Source organism: Cellulomonas persica (assembly GCF_007989825.1).
In the GTDB taxonomy this organism is placed as follows: domain Bacteria; phylum Actinomycetota; class Actinomycetes; order Actinomycetales; family Cellulomonadaceae; genus Cellulomonas; species Cellulomonas persica.
Window position 1 is genome coordinate 46,783 of the sequence record NZ_BJUA01000009.1, and the last position, 15,500, is coordinate 62,282.

The window sequence follows — 15,500 nt, forward strand, 5'->3', positions numbered from 1 at the left end:
GTCGACGGGGCTCCAGGTTCTCGCGACGCCGCCCCGCGAGCAACGGTGCTCACGGGGCGGCGTCGTCGGGCTGGCCGGACCGGACAGGGCGGGCTCGGCGTCAGGCCGCGCAGGTCAGGGTCGGCGTGCCGGGCGCACCGTTGCCGATGAACCCGAAGGTGGTCGACCCGCCGGACGACACGGCGCCGTTGTACGGCGCGTTGCGGACGGTCAGCGTCGAACCGGAGCTCGTCGCCACGCCGTTCCAGAGCGAGCTCACCGACGTGCCGGACGCGGTGACCTGCCACGACGTGATCGCCGAGGAACCGGCTGTCACGGTGATCTCACCCTGGTAGCCGCCGGGCCAGGTGCTGATCGCTCTGAACGTCGCGGTGCAGCCGGACGCGTCGTTCGTGGGCTCGTCCGTCGGCTCGTCGGTGGGGTCGTCGGTCGGCTCGTCCGTCGGGTCGTCGGTGGGGTCGTCGGTGGGGTCGTCCGTCGGGTCGTCGGTCGGCTCCTCGGTCGGTTCCTGGGTCGGGTCGGTGCCGCCCGTCGTCGTGTACGAGACGACCGTGCGCGGCGCCGAGCACTTGCCGCCACAGCTCGACGGCAGGGAGAAGGCGTACTCGCGACCTCCGAAGAGGTACTCGTCGTCGACGTCCTTGACCCGGATCCGGTAGTCCGTGCCGCCCGTCGTCGTCGGCTTGAGCAGGAACGACTGCCCCATGTCGACGTTCATCGTGGCGGGCGCCCACGCGCCCCCGGTGAAGTTCTCGACGCCGTGGATGCCGTTGGGCAGGTGGTTGATCGAGACGCCCGCCCACCACTTCTCCGAGCCCTGGATGAACCCGATCTCGATGTCGCCGGAGTAGTGCGGCGCCTCGATGAACTCCCACGTCACGTGCCGGTTGCCCCAGTGCGCGGGCTCGAGGTCGCCGACCGGTGCGCCGTTCTTGACGAACGTATTGATCGACGCGTGTGCCAGATCCAGGTGGTACGGGTCGTCGCGGCACCACGCGTTGGGGTCGCCGCACGAGTCCGCGACGAGCATGTCGAGCGTCGCGCCGTTGTACTTGTCCTCGACCCACGAGCCGTTGCGGCAGAACGTCTGCCCGGCGGCGCCGTCGTTGAGTCCCGTGCAGTAGTCGTCGATGGTCACCCGCACCCACCGGCCGCAGTTGCGGCCGTTGTCGAACATGCCGACCTTCGGGTCGTTCGCCGCCATCGGCCGCGGGTACATCGCGTAGTCGCCGGGAGTGTCGTAGACGTTCAGCGCGATCCAGTTCTGCGTCTCGAGCTGGTCCTGCGGCAGCCCGCAGCCGCCGTACGGCGAGCCGAGGTTGTCGAACCAGGTCGCGTTGCCCGTCACCGGCTCGGTCTCGCCGCCCGGGGGCGCCGCCTGGGCCTGCGACTGGACCGCGACGAGCGCGGTTCCCGCCAGCACCAGCGCGAGCACGCGACCCCAACGGCGTGCGCTTCCTTGCGTCGACATGACCGTGCCTTCCCGATGGACGACGAGACGGACCGAGTGTTCACCTGCACGCCGGAGGGCGGAGGCGGTGGTCCTCACCGCATGCGGGTCCGAATCGGTTATGTGGACGCGCTCAGGCGCGGGCGGACGGCAGCGATGCCCGTCGCCCAGCCGACGTGGCGTGGGACGCTGCGGGGATGTCGCTCTTGCCGCAGCGGTCCAGGGACGCGCGCAACATGCTCCTCGACGCCGCGCTCGAGTTCGGTGCGAACTGGCGGCGCGACGTCGCGGAACTCGCCGCGGAGAGGCTGCCGGAGCTGGACGGACAGGAGCGGACCGCGCTCGTCCAGGAGATCACGGACGTCCGCAGCGGGATCGAGAGCTGGGTCCTGCGACGCTGGGAAGAGGTGGGCGGCAGCTGGTCCCGGGCGGATGCCGAGTCGGCGGAGACGCATGTGCGGACGGCGTACCCCTGGGTGGACGAGCGCAACGCGGAGCACGCCGTCAGCCAGGCGACGTACTACGCCTGGCACGGCTGAGGTGTCAGGGCCGGTGCGGCGGGTGCGAGCCGTGCTCGTCGGAAGCGTGCTCGTCTGAGCGGAGCTCGTCCCAGGCGACGATGCGGGCGAGCAAGGGGACAGCGGCGGCGATCGTCTCCCTCTCCCCGGGATCGAGGGCTTGGGCGAGTGCGAGGGTGAGCCAGTCGGTCCGGCGCCGGCGTTCGCGCTCGAGCGCCGAGCGGCCCCGCTCGGTGAGCACGAGTGGTGACTTGCGGGCGTCCGTGGGGTCCGTCGAGCGGACGACGAGCCCCTCGTCCTCGAGCGTGCGGACCGTGCGCGCCATGGACTGCGGGCGGACGCGCTGTGCGCCGGCGAGCTCGCTCGTCGTGAGCGCACCTTCGCGTGCGAGCAGCCCGAGGACTGCGGTCAGCGCGTGGGGCCGGGGGTCCTCGGCGCGGCCTCGCCTGACGAGTCGGCCGAGCTGGAGTCGCAGCTCGGCGGCCAGGAGTGCGTCGTCCATGCACGCATCGTACGTCAGACGTACAGCCGGACTGCGCAGTTTGGCTAGACATCCTGCCTGCCCGCCATAGACAGTCTTGCTGTCTTTCTTCGCCCCAGTGAGGAGTCCCCATGCCCGTCGACGTGCTCGATCCCACCACCGCCCTCGTCCTGGTCGACCTGCAGAAGGGCATCACGGCTCTCCCCACCGTCCACGACCCGGCGGTCGTCGTCGCGCGAGCCGCCCAGCTCGCCGACGCAGCACGGCGAGCCGGGCGACTGGTCGTCCGGGTTCGCGTCGAGCTCGCGCCCGACGGCGGCGACCTGCTGCACGGGCGTACCGACTCGCCAGGTCCAGCCGTGGCGCAGGCTGCCGACTTCTCCGAGCTCGACCCGCGGGTCCCGGCCTCGTCGGCCGATCTGCACGTCGTCAAGCGCGGCTGGGATGCCTTCACCGGCACCGAGCTCGACTCGCGCCTGCGGCGTCGGGGCGTGCGCGCGGTGGTCATCGCCGGGATAGCGACGAGCATCGGCGTGGAGTCGACCGCACGGACGGCCCGCGAGCTCGGCTACGAGGTCGTCGTCGCTCACGACGCGGTCACCGACCTCGTCGCGTCGGCGCACGCGAACGCCCTCGACGTGATCCTGCCGAGGATCGCGCGCCTGGAGTCGGCGGCGGTGCTCGCGGACCTTCTCGCCCGACCTCGAGCCGCCTGATCGCCGCCGAACGAGACCACCGTCGTGACGCACACGCGTCGAGTCACGCGCGTGGGCGCGGACAGGCTGACGACGTGGGCTCCTCTCGCCGGGATGTGCGCGGGGGCCCACCCCCGGCGACGGTGCGGACCAAAGGGACCATTGCCCCAGCGTTCAGCGTCAGCGCCCGGGCCGGCCGCGTCGGAGGGCGGCGTCGGCCGGCCCGGGTGCGGGGTCAGGAGCGGCCGCGGAGGAACGTCCGGATGTCGTCGGCGAGCAGGTCCGTCGCGTCCATCGCGGGGAAGTGGCCGCCCTCGGCGAACTCACTCCAGTGGCCGATCGCCCGCCACGGGTCCAGCGCGCGTCGTGCGAGCGGGTGAGTGTCGAACACCGCCCAGCCCGCGGGCACGGTCGGGCTGAACGCGAAGTAGTCGATCCCCGAGTGCTCGCCCTCGTAGTAGAGCTGCGCGCTCGACGCACCGGCGCGGGTGAACCAGTACAGGCTGACGCCCGTCAGGAGCTGGTCGCGGTCGACGGTCTCGTCGGGCGTGCGGGCGTCGCCGTGGGCCTTGAACTTCTCGACGACCCAGGCGAGGAGCGCGACGGGGGAGTCGGTGAGCGCCGGGCCGATCGTGTCGGGACGGTGGTTGTGCATCTCGAGGTAGCCGCGGTCGGCGGCGACGGTCGCGCGGACGTGGTCGATCTGCGCGACCTCGTCGTCGGACAGGCCGTCGGGGAACGGGAACTTGTCGCCGACCATCGCCAGGATCCGCTGCTCGCACGCGACGTGCGTGGCGATCACGCGGTCCGGGTGGCGCGCGGCGAGCAGGCCGGCGATCCCCGACCCGATGTCGGACCCGTGGACCGAGAACCTCGCGTAGCCGAGGCGCGTCATGACCTCGGCATAGGCCTCGGCGGTCCGCGCCGGCTCCCAGCCGGTCCCCGACAGCGGCGTGGAGAACCCGAACCCGGGCGGGGACGGGATGACGACGTGGAAGTCGTCGGCGAGCAGCGGGACGAGGGCCTGGTACTCGACGAACGAACCGGGCCAGCCGTGGCACAGCACCAGCGGCATGGCCTGCGGGTTGGCGGACCTGACGTGGACGGCGTGGACAGTCTGCCCGTCGACGACGGTCGTCACCTGATCGAGCGCGTTGAGCCGTGCCTCCTGGGCGCGCCAGTCGAACCCGTCTCGCCAGTGCTCGGCGAGCTCGCGCAGGTACGGCTGGGGGATGCCGCGGCTGAAGTCGCGGCGGTCGGAGCGGCCCGGCACGGGGTGCGGCCACCGGGTGCCGGCGAGCCGGTCGTGCAGGTCGTCGAGGTCGGCCTGCGGGATGTCGATGCGGAAGGGGGTCGTGGTGGTGTCCATGGGGACGACGCTCGCAGGCGTTGCGGCAGGGTTCCTTCCGCGATCAGCGGCAGGATGCGACCCATGCTGGAGACCTCCGCCCGCCTGCTCCGACTGCTGTCGCTGCTCCAGCTCCCACGCGACTGGACGGGCCCGCAGCTGGCGGACCGGCTGGGGGTCAGCCCGAGGACGGTGCGAGCCGACGTCGGGAAGCTGCGGTCGCTCGGCTATCCGGTGGACGCCCGTCCCGGCGTCGCCGGCGGCTACCGGCTGGCGGCCGGGACGGCGATGCCGCCTCTGCTCCTCGACGACGACGAGGCCGTCGCGGTCGCGATCGGGTTGGGTCTGGTCGCGACGCGGGGGCTCGGAGTCGAGGAGACGTCGCTCGCCGCGCTCGCGAAGCTCGAGCAGGTGCTGCCGACGAGGTTGCGCCGGCGTGTGCAGGGGGTGCGCGAGGCGACGAGCGCGGTCCCGGCGCCGGAGCCACCGCTGGACCTCATGGTGCTCGGCGAGGTCGCGGGCGCGATCCGGCGCCACGAACGGCTCCGCTTCGGGTACACGACGCGCGGCGGACGGCAGGCGTCCCGTCACGCGGAGCCGCACCGCCTCGTGCGCTGGGGCGCCCTGTGGTACCTGCTCGCGTGGGACCTCGACCGGGACGACTGGCGGGTCTTCCGCGTCGACCGCATGGCCCTGCACACACCGACGAGCGCGCGGTTCCGACCGCGCCCCATCCCGGACGACGACGCCGTCGCGCTCGTCGTGCGACGCGTCAGCACGGAGGCCTGGGCGTACCGCGCGCGTGTGCTCGTGCACGCCCCCGCCGCCGTGGTCGCCGCGACGTTCCCGATCCCTCTCGACGTCACGGTTGTCGACGAGTCCACGTGCCGCCTCGAGCTGGGCGCGGACGACCCCGACCGGCTGGCGCTGTGGCTGGCGCAGCTCGACGCGGACGTCGAGGTGATCGAGGGCGACGCGCTCGCGGAGGCCTTCGCACGCCTCGCCACGAGGTTCCGGCGTGCGTCGAACGGCACTCGGTCCGCGGTGGCGGAGCGAGCCTGACGCCCGCGACGCGCGTCGACCTCCCGCGGGAGTTCGACGCGCGTCGGCGACGTCACGTGCGGGCGGCGACGAGCACGAACGAACCGAGCCGGGTCCGCACGGGCGTCACGCTCGCGACCTCGAGCCCGGCGGTGCGCACGAGCGCGGGGATCGCGTCGAGGTCCGCGTCGGGCTGCGAGTCGCGTCGGGTCCGACGAACGCCGAGCCCGTGCGTGTGGTTCTCGCCGAGGAAGTCGAGGACGTGGAGCCGCCCGCCGGGACGCAGCACGCGCCGTGCCTCGCGGAACGCCGGGATCTTCGCCTCGTCGGGCAGGTGGTGGAGCATCAGCGAGGACAGCACGACGTCGACGCTCTGGTCGGGGTAGGGCAGCGCATCGGCGAACCCGTGGTCGAGCCGCACGTCGACCCCGCGGCGGCGGGCCTTGCGTGCCGCGCGGGCGAGCGCCGCGGCGTCCGGGTCGAGGCCGGTGGTGTCGACCCCCGGGACGAGCCGTTGGGCGAGCAGCAGCAGGTTGCCGGTCCCGCAGCCGATCTCGAGCACCCGGTCACCCGGCTGCAGGCTCGCCTCGCCGAGCAGCCGACGGTGCAGGCGCTCCGCCCCGACGAGCCGGGAGAAGGGGTCGTAGAGCGGCAGGAGCCACGCCTTGCCCATCGGTGGCAGGTGCTCGCGCTCGCCTTCCGTGGCCGTGCTTCGGGTCGACATGGAGGTTCTCCCTTCGGCGGTCCGCCCCGGCGGGGGTGGCTTCCTCCAGCGTGGACGGGTCGTCCGTCGTCGACCAGGACCGCGGACAGGCAGGAGTAGGACGATGTTCCGATGGACGACGACGCGCTCCTCGACGCGGCGTCCATGCGCCTGCGCCGCCACCGGCCGGACGGTGTCCCCGTCTACGCGTGGGTCGGGCAGCCGGGCCGGCCGCCGGTCAGCCTGATGTGGTTCGGCGGCCCCGGCTCGGGAGCGCCACGGTCGGCCGTCGAGCACCGCCACGCGCACGACTTCCTCGTCCTCGCGTACGTCGAGCAGGGCGGCAGCCGTCTGCGCGCGGGCGACGTGGAGTACGACGTGACGGCCGGCGACGTGCTCGTCGTGCCGCCCGGACAGGTCGTCGGACCCGTGGGACCGCGGCCGTTCGACGGCGTCGTCCGGGCCGTGTTCTTCCCGCCCGACGCGGTCGAGGGACGCAGCCCCGGTGCGCTGCGCTCGTGGCGTCGGCACCCGCTCCTCCTGCCGTTCGTCGGGCCGGGCACGAGGACGGTGCGTCGACTGCGCGTCCCGGAGGCCGACCGGAGCCGCTGGTCCCAGCGGCTCGCGGACCTCGAGGCGGAGGTGGCGCGGGGCGACGCGGTGGGGTCCCCGGAAGCGGCGGTCGCCCATCTGACGCTCCTGCTCGTCGACGTCGCGCGCCTCGTCGACGACGCGCACGAGGGGTGGGACGACCCGCTGCTCGCCGCCGCGTTCGAGGTGCTCGCCCGGCGGTTCGCCGAACCCCTGTCCCTCGGGGACGTCGCGGCCGAGCTCGGTCTCAGCCCGGGGCACGTCACGACGGCCGTCCGGCAGCGCACGGGCCGGACCGTGCAGCAGTGGCTCGTCGAGTACCGCATGGCCGAGGCCCGCCGGCTGCTCGAGGGCGGCGACCTGCTCGTCGGGCTCGTCGGGACGCGCGTCGGGTACCCGGACCCCGCGTACTTCGCGCGCGTGTTCCGCCGGTCGCACGGGATGTCCCCCGCCGCGTGGCGGCGCGCGAGCCGAGACACCTGATCAGACCGTTGCCGCCGGCGCGGGGACCGGGCGGTTCCGCCCGGGCACGCGACCAGGTCCAGGCCGTGCTCGCCCACGTCGTGGGCGTCCGGCCTCAGTGGTCGTGGCGGTGGTGCGCGTCGGGGTAGTGCTCGTGGGTGTGCGTCCGCGCCTCATGCGTGTGCACGTGGCGATGCCGCACCCCGGGCGCCACGAGCTCGCCCGGCGCGTGCTCGTGGTCGTGGTGCCCGTCGTCGTGCGTGTGCCAGTGCTCGTGCGTCACGGCCTCGTGGTGGTGCTCGTGCGCGTGCTTCTCACTCAGGTGCAGCCACGTGCCCACGGCCATCAGCCCGCCGGCCACCAGCAGCTGCCACGTGACCGGGTCACCGAGGGCGACCGCGAGCACCGCGCCGAAGAACGGCGCGACCGAGAAGTACGCGCCGGCGCGCGCCGTCCCGACGTGCCGCAGACCGACGATGAACAGCACGAGGCTCAACCCGTACGAGACGAAGCCCAGACCCAGCGCCGCGGCCGAGGCGGCGAGCCCCGGCAGCTGTGCGCCGAGCACGAGCGCGACGACGAGGTTCGTCGGACCTGCGACCGCGCCCTTGACCATCGCGAGCCACGTCGCGTCCGTGAGCGAGACCTTCCGGGTCAGGTTGTTGTCCAGGGCCCAGCACGCGCACGCCCCGACGATCGCCGCGGCCGGCCACAGGCTGGTGACCTCGGCGTGCCCCGTCGGCACCGCGATCACGACCGCGCCGGCCACGATCGCCAGCATCCCCAGCACCACCCGGCGATCCGCCGGCTCCCGGAACACCACCCACGCGACCACCGCCGTCAGCACGCCCTCGGCGTTCAGCAGCAAGGACGCGCCCGAGGCCGGCATCGACGACAGCCCGACCATCAGCAGCACCGGCCCCGCCACACCTCCGGCCCCCACCGCGCCGACGAGCCACGGGACGTCCCGCCGCGGGAGGTGGACCCGTGGGGCGCGGCGCACCCGGCGCCACACCCCCATCCCGACGCCGGCGCCGACGTAGAGCAGGCCGGCCAGCAGCCACGGGCTCACCTCGCCCAGCAGCAGCTTCGCCACCGGCGCGCTCGCCCCGAACAGGACCGCGGCCCACAGCGCCGCCTGCACGCCCGTGTTGCGCAGCCCTCGCCTCGGCTCGATCACCCACCCATCGTCCCCCACGGCCCCGCACCCTGCGCTGCGCGAGCCGCGACGGCCCCGCCCTCCCGAGGACGAGGCCGTCGTCGGTCACGCCGTGCGCGCCGGGGTCAGCCCACCTTGACGAGCTGCCACTGCTGGTTGGTGCCGTTCCAGTCGGCGTACTGGACGATGTTGCCGCCGTCGGCGGTGGACGCCCCCTGCACCTCGACCGCCTTGCCGCTGTGGCGCGCGATCAGCTGGATGTAGCTGTCGATCGTCTGGATGCTGAACTGCTGGTTGTTGCCGCCGTGGTCGCCGTACTGCTGGATCGCCGCGCCGTCGGCGGTGGAGTTCCCGCTGACGTCCAGGACCTTGCCGGACAGCCGTGACTTCAGCCGGTAGTACCCGTTGCCGGAGCTGACGAACTGCCACTGCTGGTTGGTGCCACCGTGCCGCGACCACTGCGTGATCCGGGCGCCGTCGTTGGTCGCGTAGTTGTACACGTCGATGGCCTTGCCGCTGTTGCGGTTGACGAGCGTGTACCAGGCCGAGGTGTCCACGGTGCCGTTGCCCGGGTCGGGGGTCGGCGTGGGCGTCGGGGTCGGGTCGGTGCCGCCGGACGGGTTGCCGATGCTCCCCGGCACGGCGCGCAGCGCGGCGTACCAGGCGGCCGCCATCTTGTCGTAGCCGTTCTGGTTGGGGTGCACGCCGTCGCTGAGGTCACCGGTGTTCAGTGCCCGGTACATGTCGACGAGGTGCACGCGCTTGCCGGCGTTGGCGCGGCTCGACACGATCCCGGGGATCGCGGAGTTGTAGGCCCGCACCTGCGCGTCACCCCACGAGATCGGGATGAGGGTCGCGACGAAGACGTCGGTCTGCGGGGACGTGCTGGTGATCTTGTCGATGACCCCGGCGAGCCGGTTCGGCGCGTTGGCCAGGTCGCGGTTCTGGCTGATGTCGTTGGTGCCGATGTGCAGCAGCACGGTCCGCGGCTGGTAGGTGCGCACCCAGCTGACGACGTTGGCGTCGATCTGGTCGATCCGCCATCCCCCGTGCCCCTCGTGGTCGTGGTCCCCGAGGCTGGCCGGCCCGTTGAAGGCCGACCCGACGAAGTCCGTGGTGTAGCCGCCCTGCGCCAGGCGCTGCCAGAGCCCGACGCGGTAGCCGCCGCCTGACGGGTAGCCCTCGGTGATCGAGTCGCCGAGGGGCATCACGCGCGTGCCCCCGTTGCTCTCGGCGGTCGCGGGCACCGAGGTGGCGACCGCGCCTGCCACCAGCGCGACGCAGAGCGTGACGGTGAGCAGCAGCCGTCGACCGATTCCGTGCATGACCTGCCTCCTGGAGATGGGTGCGCGGCGTCCTTCCGCCCGCCGCAGCGTCGCGGTGGCGCGAGCACGTCCTGCCCGGTGGGCGCCGTGCGGCCGGGATGTGAACGATCACACGACCGGCCCCGCTCACTGTCGCATCGGGTCGTCGCGTCCGCGATCGGTCCAATCGGTTAGGGGTGGGCTCACCAGACCGGTCCGGGCGCGACGTACGCTCGCCGTGGTCCGGCAGGGGCCCGCGAGCGAAGGGTGGCAGGGTGCGCAGCGAGTACTCCGGTGAGGGGCTGAGCGAGGACGGCCTGGCTCCGACACCTCTGCACCAGGTACGGGCATGGGTGGCCGACGCGCAGGCACGGCAGGCGGAGCACGGTGACGTCGTCGAACCCACCGCCCTGTCGGTCGCGACGGTGGACGCCGAGGGGCACGCGAACGTGCGCACCGTGCTCATGCGGTTCCTCGACGAGCGCGGGCCGGGGTTCGTCACCGGCCTCGGGTCCGCCAAGAGCCGGGAGATCGTCGCGACCGGTTCGGTCGCCGCCTCGCTCACCTGGCCGGCGATGTTCCGCGCGGTCCGGTTCCGCGGGCACGCGGTCCCCATCGGTCGCGACGAGATCGCCGCCTACTTCGCGACCCGACCCTGGGGGTCGCGGATCAGCGCGTGGGCGTCGGACCAGTCGCAGCCGGTCGCGGACCGGGCGACGCTCGTCGCCGCCTACGAGCGGTACGCCGCGCTCTACCCGGACACCGGGTCGGCCACCGACGTCCCGGTCCCCGACGACTGGGGCGGCTGGCGCATCGTGTGCGACGAGGTCGAGCTCTGGGCGGGCCGGCGCGACCGGCTCCACGACCGGCTCGTCTTCACGCGCGTGGCCGACGGCGACCTCGGCACCGCACACGCGTGGACGGTCCACCGCCGCCAACCCTGAGTGCTGGCCCGGACCCTCGTCGTCGTGCCGGAGGAGGGTGGGCCGATCGGGTCGACCCACCCTCCCCTGGCTGTCACCGCTGGAGCGTGAGCAGGCCCGGGCGGTAGGGCAGGTTGTTGTAGTCCGCGTTCACGTTCGGGTCACGGCCCTGGTACAGCAGCTGCAGGTTGCACGGGTCGATCGTCTTGGTCTGGTCGGGGTTGGACCGGACCAGATCGCCGTGGCTGATGTCGTTGGTCCACGTCGCGCCGCTGTTGGCCTTACCCGCGAACGGGTTGGACTCGGTGGCCGCCTGCGGCGTCCACGTGCCGTCGAGCCGGGAGGACGTGAACGAGCGGAAGTAGCGGCCCTGCGACCCCATCGCCTCGACGATCATCAGGTACTGGTCCTGACCCGCGACCTTGTAGACCTCCACGCCCTCGAACAGGTTGGCCGTGGTGTCGCTCATGATCGTCGTGTAGCTCGAGCCGAAGCTGCCCGGGAAGTTCCCGATGGGCATGCTCGCCCGGTAGATCTTCCCGTTGTCGCCGGCGAAGAACAGGTACATGTTCTGCCCGTCACCGATGAGCGTCTGGTCGATCGGACCGGTCCCGGATCCGGAGATGCTGCCCGTGAACAGCGGCTGCGGCGACGACCACGAGTTCACGTTCGTCGGGTCTCCGGTAGATGAACGGCCACTGCCCCCACTGGTAGGCCAGCACCCAGATGTTCTTGGGCGCGAAGTAGAACAGCGTGGGAGCGACCGTGCCCGACGGGAGCGCGTTCTGGCTCGCGGAAGCCATGTCCGACCAGTTGGTGAACGGGCTGAACGCCATCGAGCCGTAGCTGCCGTTCTCGACCTTCGACGCGTACACGAGGTGCTTGCCGTTGTGGACGACGTTCGTGAAGTCCTTCAGCGACGTCCAGCCCGACCTGGGCTGCGCGAGGGGTCCCGACGAGGTCCACCGGTAGCTCGACGGCAGCGAGCAGCTGCCCGTCGGCGGCGGCGTCTGGGTCGGGTTGGAGGTCGGCCCGCTGCCGACGCGGACCATCTGCCACTGCTGGTTGCTGCCGTTCCAGTCGGTGTACTGGACGACGTTCGCGCCGTCGGCGGTGGACGCCCCCTGGATCTCGACGGCCTTGCCGCTGTGGCGGGCGATCAGCTGGATGTAACCGTCGACGTCCTGGACGCTGAACTGCTGGTTCGGCGAGTTGTTGTCGGTCCACTGGATGACTGCGGCGCCGTCGGCGGTGGACCGCCCGCTGATGTCGAGGACCTTGCCCGACAGCCGCGACTTGAGCCGGTAGTACCCGCCGCCGGAGTCGACGAACTGCCACTGCTGGTTGGCGCCGTCGTTGCGCGACCACTGCGTGATGCGGGCACCGTCGGCGGTGGACTTGGCGTACACGTCGAGCACCTTGCCGCTGGTGCGGTTGACCAGCACGTACGACGCCGAGGTGTCGATGCTCGCTGCGGTCGCCGACGGTGCTGCGATCACGGCGACCGCACCGGCCGCGGCGACGCCCAGCGCGAGGAGCATCGCGGTCCTGCGTCGCGACGGGCTTCCTGGGGTTCCTCGTGTCACCTTGACCATCTCCCTTGTCCGCTCGCGAGTGGAATGAACCGCCGCCAGGGTGCAGAGCGAGGTGAGGGCAGGTGCCGTCGCGGGTGGGCCGAGCGGAGGCTCCGCTCGAGAGCACTGTCGACATCGTTGTCGCCCATGACCGTCTCCCGGTGACGATGGCAGCCATGTGAGCGCTACCACGACGATCCGGCCACTGTGGCACGCGGGCGACGCGTCCCGACCCCGTGCGAAACGATTGGCGCGCGCTCCGGCGGTGCCCCTCAGGACCTCGGGCAGGGACGGTCACCTGCCCCGACCGCCTGCGGCCTGCGGACCCGCGCGCTCCCAGCGGCCGACGATGCCGCGGCGGCTCAGTACCGCTGAGGCACCATGTCGTACGTGACCCACGGCGTCTGGGCGCCCAGCTCGTCGTACAGCGCGCGAGCGGTGACGTTGTCGGCCGCGGTGATCCAGCGGACGACACTCGCGCCGCGCTGCGCGGCGAGGTCGGACACCGCGCGCAGCAGCGCCGCGCCGACACCCGAGCGCCGGGCCGCCGGGTCGGTGAACAGGTCGTCGAGGAACAGCCCGACACTCCCGATAGACGGGCGCGCGAACGTCCGGACGTGGGCGAGCCCCACCAACGAGCCGTCGCGGGCTTCCGCGACCAGACCCGTCATCCCGTGCTGCTCGCCGACCACCCAGCTCCAGGTGGTGGCGACCGCGGCGGGGTCGTCGGGCAGCTGGTAGAACTCCCGGTACCCGGCGAACAGCGCGGCCCAGCCGTCGTGGTCGTCGGCCGTGACGCGCCGGACCGTCACGGGCGGTGGCGTGCTGGTGTCGCTGGTCATGGCGGACAGGGTGGACCGCAGCCCCCGCCCCCGGGAGACGATCCCGGCATTCGGGACGCGACGAGTCCTCCAGTGCGGTGCCGCGGCGACCTCGACCCCTCGTCGCCCGGGTGACACCATGGCGCGATGACGGCCCCAGCGGAGCCCGGCGACCTGCGGTTCGTGGGCGTGTCCCTGGACTGCGCCGACCCGGCCGAGCTCGCCGAGTTCTACCTGCGACTGCTGGGCGGACGCGTGCTCTGGAGCCGCCCGTCAAGCGTCGGCGTGCTCGTGCAGGGAGTGCTGCTCGTCCCGCAGCGCGTCGAGGGTTACCAGCCACCGTCGTGGCCCGGCTCGTCGATCGTGCACCTCGACCTCACGGCCGGTGACGAGCTGGACGAGCCGGCCGAGCGCGCCGTGGCGCTCGGCGCCAGGCTCGCCGACCCGCAGCCGGACCCGCGGTGGAGGGTCCTGCTGGACCCCGCAGGGCACCCGTTCTGCATCACTACGGTCGCGCCGCGGCCCGAGTTCCTGCAGGCCTGACGCAGCACCGGCGTGGCGTGGTCGACGAGGTATGCGGGAGCCGGCGTGACGAGCCTGCGGACGAGATCCTGCGACCTTCGCCCTCCGGCACCGACCGGTCCATGCCGATAGCAGGGGTGGACACTCACCTCAGGAGGTCACGGCCGTGGCGCGTACCTACCCCGAGTACCCCGCGTTCCCCGAAGACGGCGGGGCGGAGCAGACCGTCTGGCTGGCGTTGCGCGACCACCTGCCTGACGACGCGGTCCTGCTCGCGGGCACCGCGTTGCAGGACGGGGCGAAGGAACGCGAGATCGACCTGCTCGTCGTGTGGCCGGGCCTGGGGCTCGCTGCGGTCGAGGTGAAGGGTGGTCACGTCACGCGCGCTGACGGGCGGTGGTGGCAGGGCTCCGGTGAGGCGCGCCATGCGATCGACCCGGTCGGCCAGGTGCAGGACGCGAAGCACACGCTGCTCGCGCTGCTGCACCGGCACGGTCTCGCGGCGGCGCGGGCACGGGCCGCGCACCTCGTCGCGCTGCCGCACACGTTCGTCGCAGGGGACTGGGACGCACCGGAGCTGCCTCGCGCCATGCTGCTCGACCGGGGCGATGTCACGGACGGCGGGCGGGCCGTCCACCTCGTGCGTCGGGCGATCGACGAGCACGGGGCCGGGCAAGCTCGGCTCGACGAGCCGTCGGCCGAGGCCCTCGTCGAGTGGCTGACGGGCGGGTTCCCCTCGCAGTCCGAGTCGCTCGCGGTGGCAGCCCAGTACGAGGACCACCTCGACCGGCTGACTCGCGATCAGGCGCAGGCCATGCGCTACCTCGACGCGGTGCGCCGGGTGCACGTCGTCGGCGGGGCGGGCACGGGCAAGACGTGGCTGGCGCTCGAGCACGCCCGTCGTCGAGCGAAGGCGGGGGAACGGGTCGCGCTCATGTGCTACTCGCGTGGTCTGGCCCGGTACCTCGAGCGGATCACCGCGCAGTGGCCCGTGCGGGAGCGGCCGGCGTACGTCGGGCTGTTCCACGAGCTGCCGGTGCGCTGGGGTGCCGCGCCCGGCGACGACGCTGACCCGACCGACTGGGAGGAACGCCTGCCGCGCGACCTCGGGGAGCTGGCCGCGCAACGACCGGAGACCGACCTGTTCGACGCGGTCGTCGTCGACGAGGCGCAGGACTTCGGCGACGCGTGGTGGTCGGCGTTGCTGCGGTGCCTGCGCGACCCCGACGGCGGAAGGCTGACGGTGTTCTCAGACGACGGGCAGCGCGTCTTCCCGCGCTCGGGCACCGCACCGGTCGAGCTCACCGTCGTCGAGCTCGACGAGAACCTGCGCTCCACCAAGCAGATCGCCCAGCTGTGCGGTGCGCTGCACGAGGGCGTCACCCGCCCGCGCGGGTGGCCCGGCGCGCCGGTGCGTGTCGTGGACGTGCCGTTCGAGGACGCCGTCAGTGCCGCGGACGACGCCGTCGAGGCGCTGCTCGACGAGGGCTGGGAGCCCGGGCAGATCGCGCTGCTCACCACCGGGCGGCGTCACCCCATGCAGGTCGAGACAGTCGGGATGGCGGGCTACCAGGAGTACTGGGACGGGTTCTTCGCCGGTGAGGACGTGTTCTACGGGCACGTGCTGGGGTTCAAGGGGCTCGAGCGGACCGTCGTGGTGCTGGCGGTCAACGGGGTCCGGGACGCGGCGCGGGCTCGGTCGATGCTCTACACGGGGTTGTCACGAGCGCGTGTGTTGCTCGTGGTGGTGGGGCCGCTCGGGTACGTGGAGGAGATTGGCGGAGAGGCGGTCAGGAGGCGGTTGGGGGATGCCTGGGCGTGGGCGGCGGCGTCCTCGACCGGGTGAGAATCGCCCGGGCGGGCGCGCAGTCTCCTGAACCTCGTGTCCGCCGGCCGTGCCTCTGCGAC

The 15,500-nt window shown here is 72.7% G+C and carries 14 protein-coding genes and 1 pseudogene; 7 read left to right on the top strand and 8 right to left on the bottom strand.

The window, feature by feature from the left end:
- Positions 1–100 precede the first annotated feature (100 nt).
- Positions 101–1,471 carry a cellulose binding domain-containing protein gene (locus CPE01_RS10235; protein WP_146806553.1) on the bottom strand — a complete coding sequence of 457 codons (1,371 nt, stop codon included), beginning with the start codon at positions 1,469–1,471 and terminating at the stop codon, positions 101–103.
- 176 nt (positions 1,472–1,647) lie between these two features.
- Here CPE01_RS10235 and CPE01_RS10240 point away from each other — a divergent pair, with 176 nt between their 5' ends.
- Complete coding sequence (locus CPE01_RS10240; RefSeq protein ID WP_146806554.1) at positions 1,648–1,989, top strand: hypothetical protein; 342 nt, start codon at positions 1,648–1,650, stop codon at positions 1,987–1,989.
- 4 nt (positions 1,990–1,993) lie between these two features.
- Here CPE01_RS10240 and CPE01_RS10245 read toward each other — a convergent pair whose 3' ends face one another.
- Complete coding sequence (locus CPE01_RS10245) at positions 1,994–2,470, bottom strand: MarR family winged helix-turn-helix transcriptional regulator (protein WP_146806555.1); 477 nt, start codon at positions 2,468–2,470, stop codon at positions 1,994–1,996.
- Between the two features lie 110 nt (positions 2,471–2,580).
- Here CPE01_RS10245 and CPE01_RS10250 point away from each other — a divergent pair, with 110 nt between their 5' ends.
- A complete protein-coding gene (locus CPE01_RS10250; RefSeq protein ID WP_146806556.1) occupies positions 2,581–3,165 on the top strand; it encodes an isochorismatase family protein in 585 nt (194 codons plus the stop codon).
- Positions 3,166–3,379: 214 nt separating this feature from the next.
- On the opposite strand, the gene CPE01_RS10255 is transcribed toward CPE01_RS10250, so the two are convergent.
- Entirely contained in the window at positions 3,380–4,513 is a 1,134-nt protein-coding gene (locus tag CPE01_RS10255) for an epoxide hydrolase family protein (RefSeq protein WP_146806557.1), read from the bottom strand.
- A 63-nt stretch (positions 4,514–4,576) separates the two neighbouring features.
- On the opposite strand from CPE01_RS10255, the gene CPE01_RS10260 reads away from it, so the two are divergent.
- Positions 4,577–5,554: a helix-turn-helix transcriptional regulator gene (locus CPE01_RS10260; protein ID WP_146806558.1), complete on the top strand. Its 978-nt coding sequence runs from the start codon at positions 4,577–4,579 to the stop codon at positions 5,552–5,554.
- Between the two features lie 52 nt (positions 5,555–5,606).
- On the opposite strand, the gene CPE01_RS10265 is transcribed toward CPE01_RS10260, so the two are convergent.
- Positions 5,607–6,257, bottom strand: coding sequence for a class I SAM-dependent methyltransferase (locus CPE01_RS10265; RefSeq protein ID WP_146806559.1), 651 nt, complete (start codon positions 6,255–6,257; stop codon positions 5,607–5,609).
- 111 nt (positions 6,258–6,368) lie between these two features.
- Here CPE01_RS10265 and CPE01_RS10270 point away from each other — a divergent pair, with 111 nt between their 5' ends.
- Positions 6,369–7,310 carry a helix-turn-helix domain-containing protein gene (locus CPE01_RS10270; protein ID WP_146806560.1) on the top strand — a complete coding sequence of 314 codons (942 nt, stop codon included), beginning with the start codon at positions 6,369–6,371 and terminating at the stop codon, positions 7,308–7,310.
- Positions 7,311–7,404: 94 nt separating this feature from the next.
- On the opposite strand, the gene CPE01_RS10275 is transcribed toward CPE01_RS10270, so the two are convergent.
- Together CPE01_RS10275 and CPE01_RS10280 are read right to left on the bottom strand one after the other, a co-directional pair.
- The gene (locus tag CPE01_RS10275; RefSeq protein WP_246783863.1) at positions 7,405–8,469 is read right to left on the bottom strand and encodes a DMT family transporter; all 1,065 of its coding nucleotides are present in this window, start codon (positions 8,467–8,469) and stop codon (positions 7,405–7,407) included.
- 104 nt (positions 8,470–8,573) lie between these two features.
- On the bottom strand, positions 8,574–9,773 hold the full coding sequence (locus CPE01_RS10280; protein ID WP_146806561.1) for an RICIN domain-containing protein: 1,200 nt from the start codon (positions 9,771–9,773) through the stop codon (positions 8,574–8,576).
- A 254-nt stretch (positions 9,774–10,027) separates the two neighbouring features.
- Here CPE01_RS10280 and CPE01_RS10285 point away from each other — a divergent pair, with 254 nt between their 5' ends.
- Complete coding sequence (locus CPE01_RS10285; protein ID WP_146806562.1) at positions 10,028–10,696, top strand: pyridoxine/pyridoxamine 5'-phosphate oxidase; 669 nt, start codon at positions 10,028–10,030, stop codon at positions 10,694–10,696.
- A 73-nt stretch (positions 10,697–10,769) separates the two neighbouring features.
- Here CPE01_RS10285 and CPE01_RS17025 read toward each other — a convergent pair.
- Positions 10,770–12,270 (bottom strand): annotated as a pseudogene (locus CPE01_RS17025) (non-reducing end alpha-L-arabinofuranosidase family hydrolase).
- A gap of 341 nt (positions 12,271–12,611) precedes the next feature.
- The gene (locus CPE01_RS10295; RefSeq protein ID WP_146806563.1) at positions 12,612–13,091 is read right to left on the bottom strand and encodes a GNAT family N-acetyltransferase; all 480 of its coding nucleotides are present in this window, start codon (positions 13,089–13,091) and stop codon (positions 12,612–12,614) included.
- Between the two features lie 126 nt (positions 13,092–13,217).
- On the opposite strand from CPE01_RS10295, the gene CPE01_RS10300 reads away from it, so the two are divergent.
- Both CPE01_RS10300 and CPE01_RS10305 read left to right on the top strand, forming a co-directional pair.
- Positions 13,218–13,613, top strand: a complete 396-nt coding sequence (locus CPE01_RS10300; protein ID WP_146806564.1) for a VOC family protein — start codon at positions 13,218–13,220, stop codon at positions 13,611–13,613.
- 145 nt (positions 13,614–13,758) lie between these two features.
- On the top strand, positions 13,759–15,438 hold the full coding sequence (locus CPE01_RS10305; protein WP_146806565.1) for an NERD domain-containing protein: 1,680 nt from the start codon (positions 13,759–13,761) through the stop codon (positions 15,436–15,438).
- Positions 15,439–15,500 lie beyond the last annotated feature (62 nt).

What these genes read in the sequence shown, in the direction of transcription:
- CPE01_RS10265 (WP_146806559.1), bottom strand. Translation starts at nt 6,257, where the DNA reads ATGTCGACCCGAAGCACGGCCACGGAAGGCGAGCGCGAGCACCTGCCA.
- CPE01_RS10250 (WP_146806556.1), top strand. Translation starts at nt 2,581, where the DNA reads ATGCCCGTCGACGTGCTCGATCCCACCACCGCCCTCGTCCTGGTCGAC.
- CPE01_RS10300 (WP_146806564.1), top strand. Translation starts at nt 13,218, where the DNA reads ATGACGGCCCCAGCGGAGCCCGGCGACCTGCGGTTCGTGGGCGTGTCC.
- CPE01_RS10260 (WP_146806558.1), top strand. Translation starts at nt 4,577, where the DNA reads ATGCTGGAGACCTCCGCCCGCCTGCTCCGACTGCTGTCGCTGCTCCAG.
- CPE01_RS10235 (WP_146806553.1), bottom strand. Translation starts at nt 1,471, where the DNA reads ATGTCGACGCAAGGAAGCGCACGCCGTTGGGGTCGCGTGCTCGCGCTG.
- CPE01_RS10240 (WP_146806554.1), top strand. Translation starts at nt 1,648, where the DNA reads ATGTCGCTCTTGCCGCAGCGGTCCAGGGACGCGCGCAACATGCTCCTC.
- CPE01_RS10270 (WP_146806560.1), top strand. Translation starts at nt 6,369, where the DNA reads ATGGACGACGACGCGCTCCTCGACGCGGCGTCCATGCGCCTGCGCCGC.
- CPE01_RS10295 (WP_146806563.1), bottom strand. Translation starts at nt 13,091, where the DNA reads ATGACCAGCGACACCAGCACGCCACCGCCCGTGACGGTCCGGCGCGTC.
- CPE01_RS10245 (WP_146806555.1), bottom strand. Translation starts at nt 2,470, where the DNA reads ATGGACGACGCACTCCTGGCCGCCGAGCTGCGACTCCAGCTCGGCCGA.
- CPE01_RS10255 (WP_146806557.1), bottom strand. Translation starts at nt 4,513, where the DNA reads ATGGACACCACCACGACCCCCTTCCGCATCGACATCCCGCAGGCCGAC.
- CPE01_RS10280 (WP_146806561.1), bottom strand. Translation starts at nt 9,773, where the DNA reads ATGCACGGAATCGGTCGACGGCTGCTGCTCACCGTCACGCTCTGCGTC.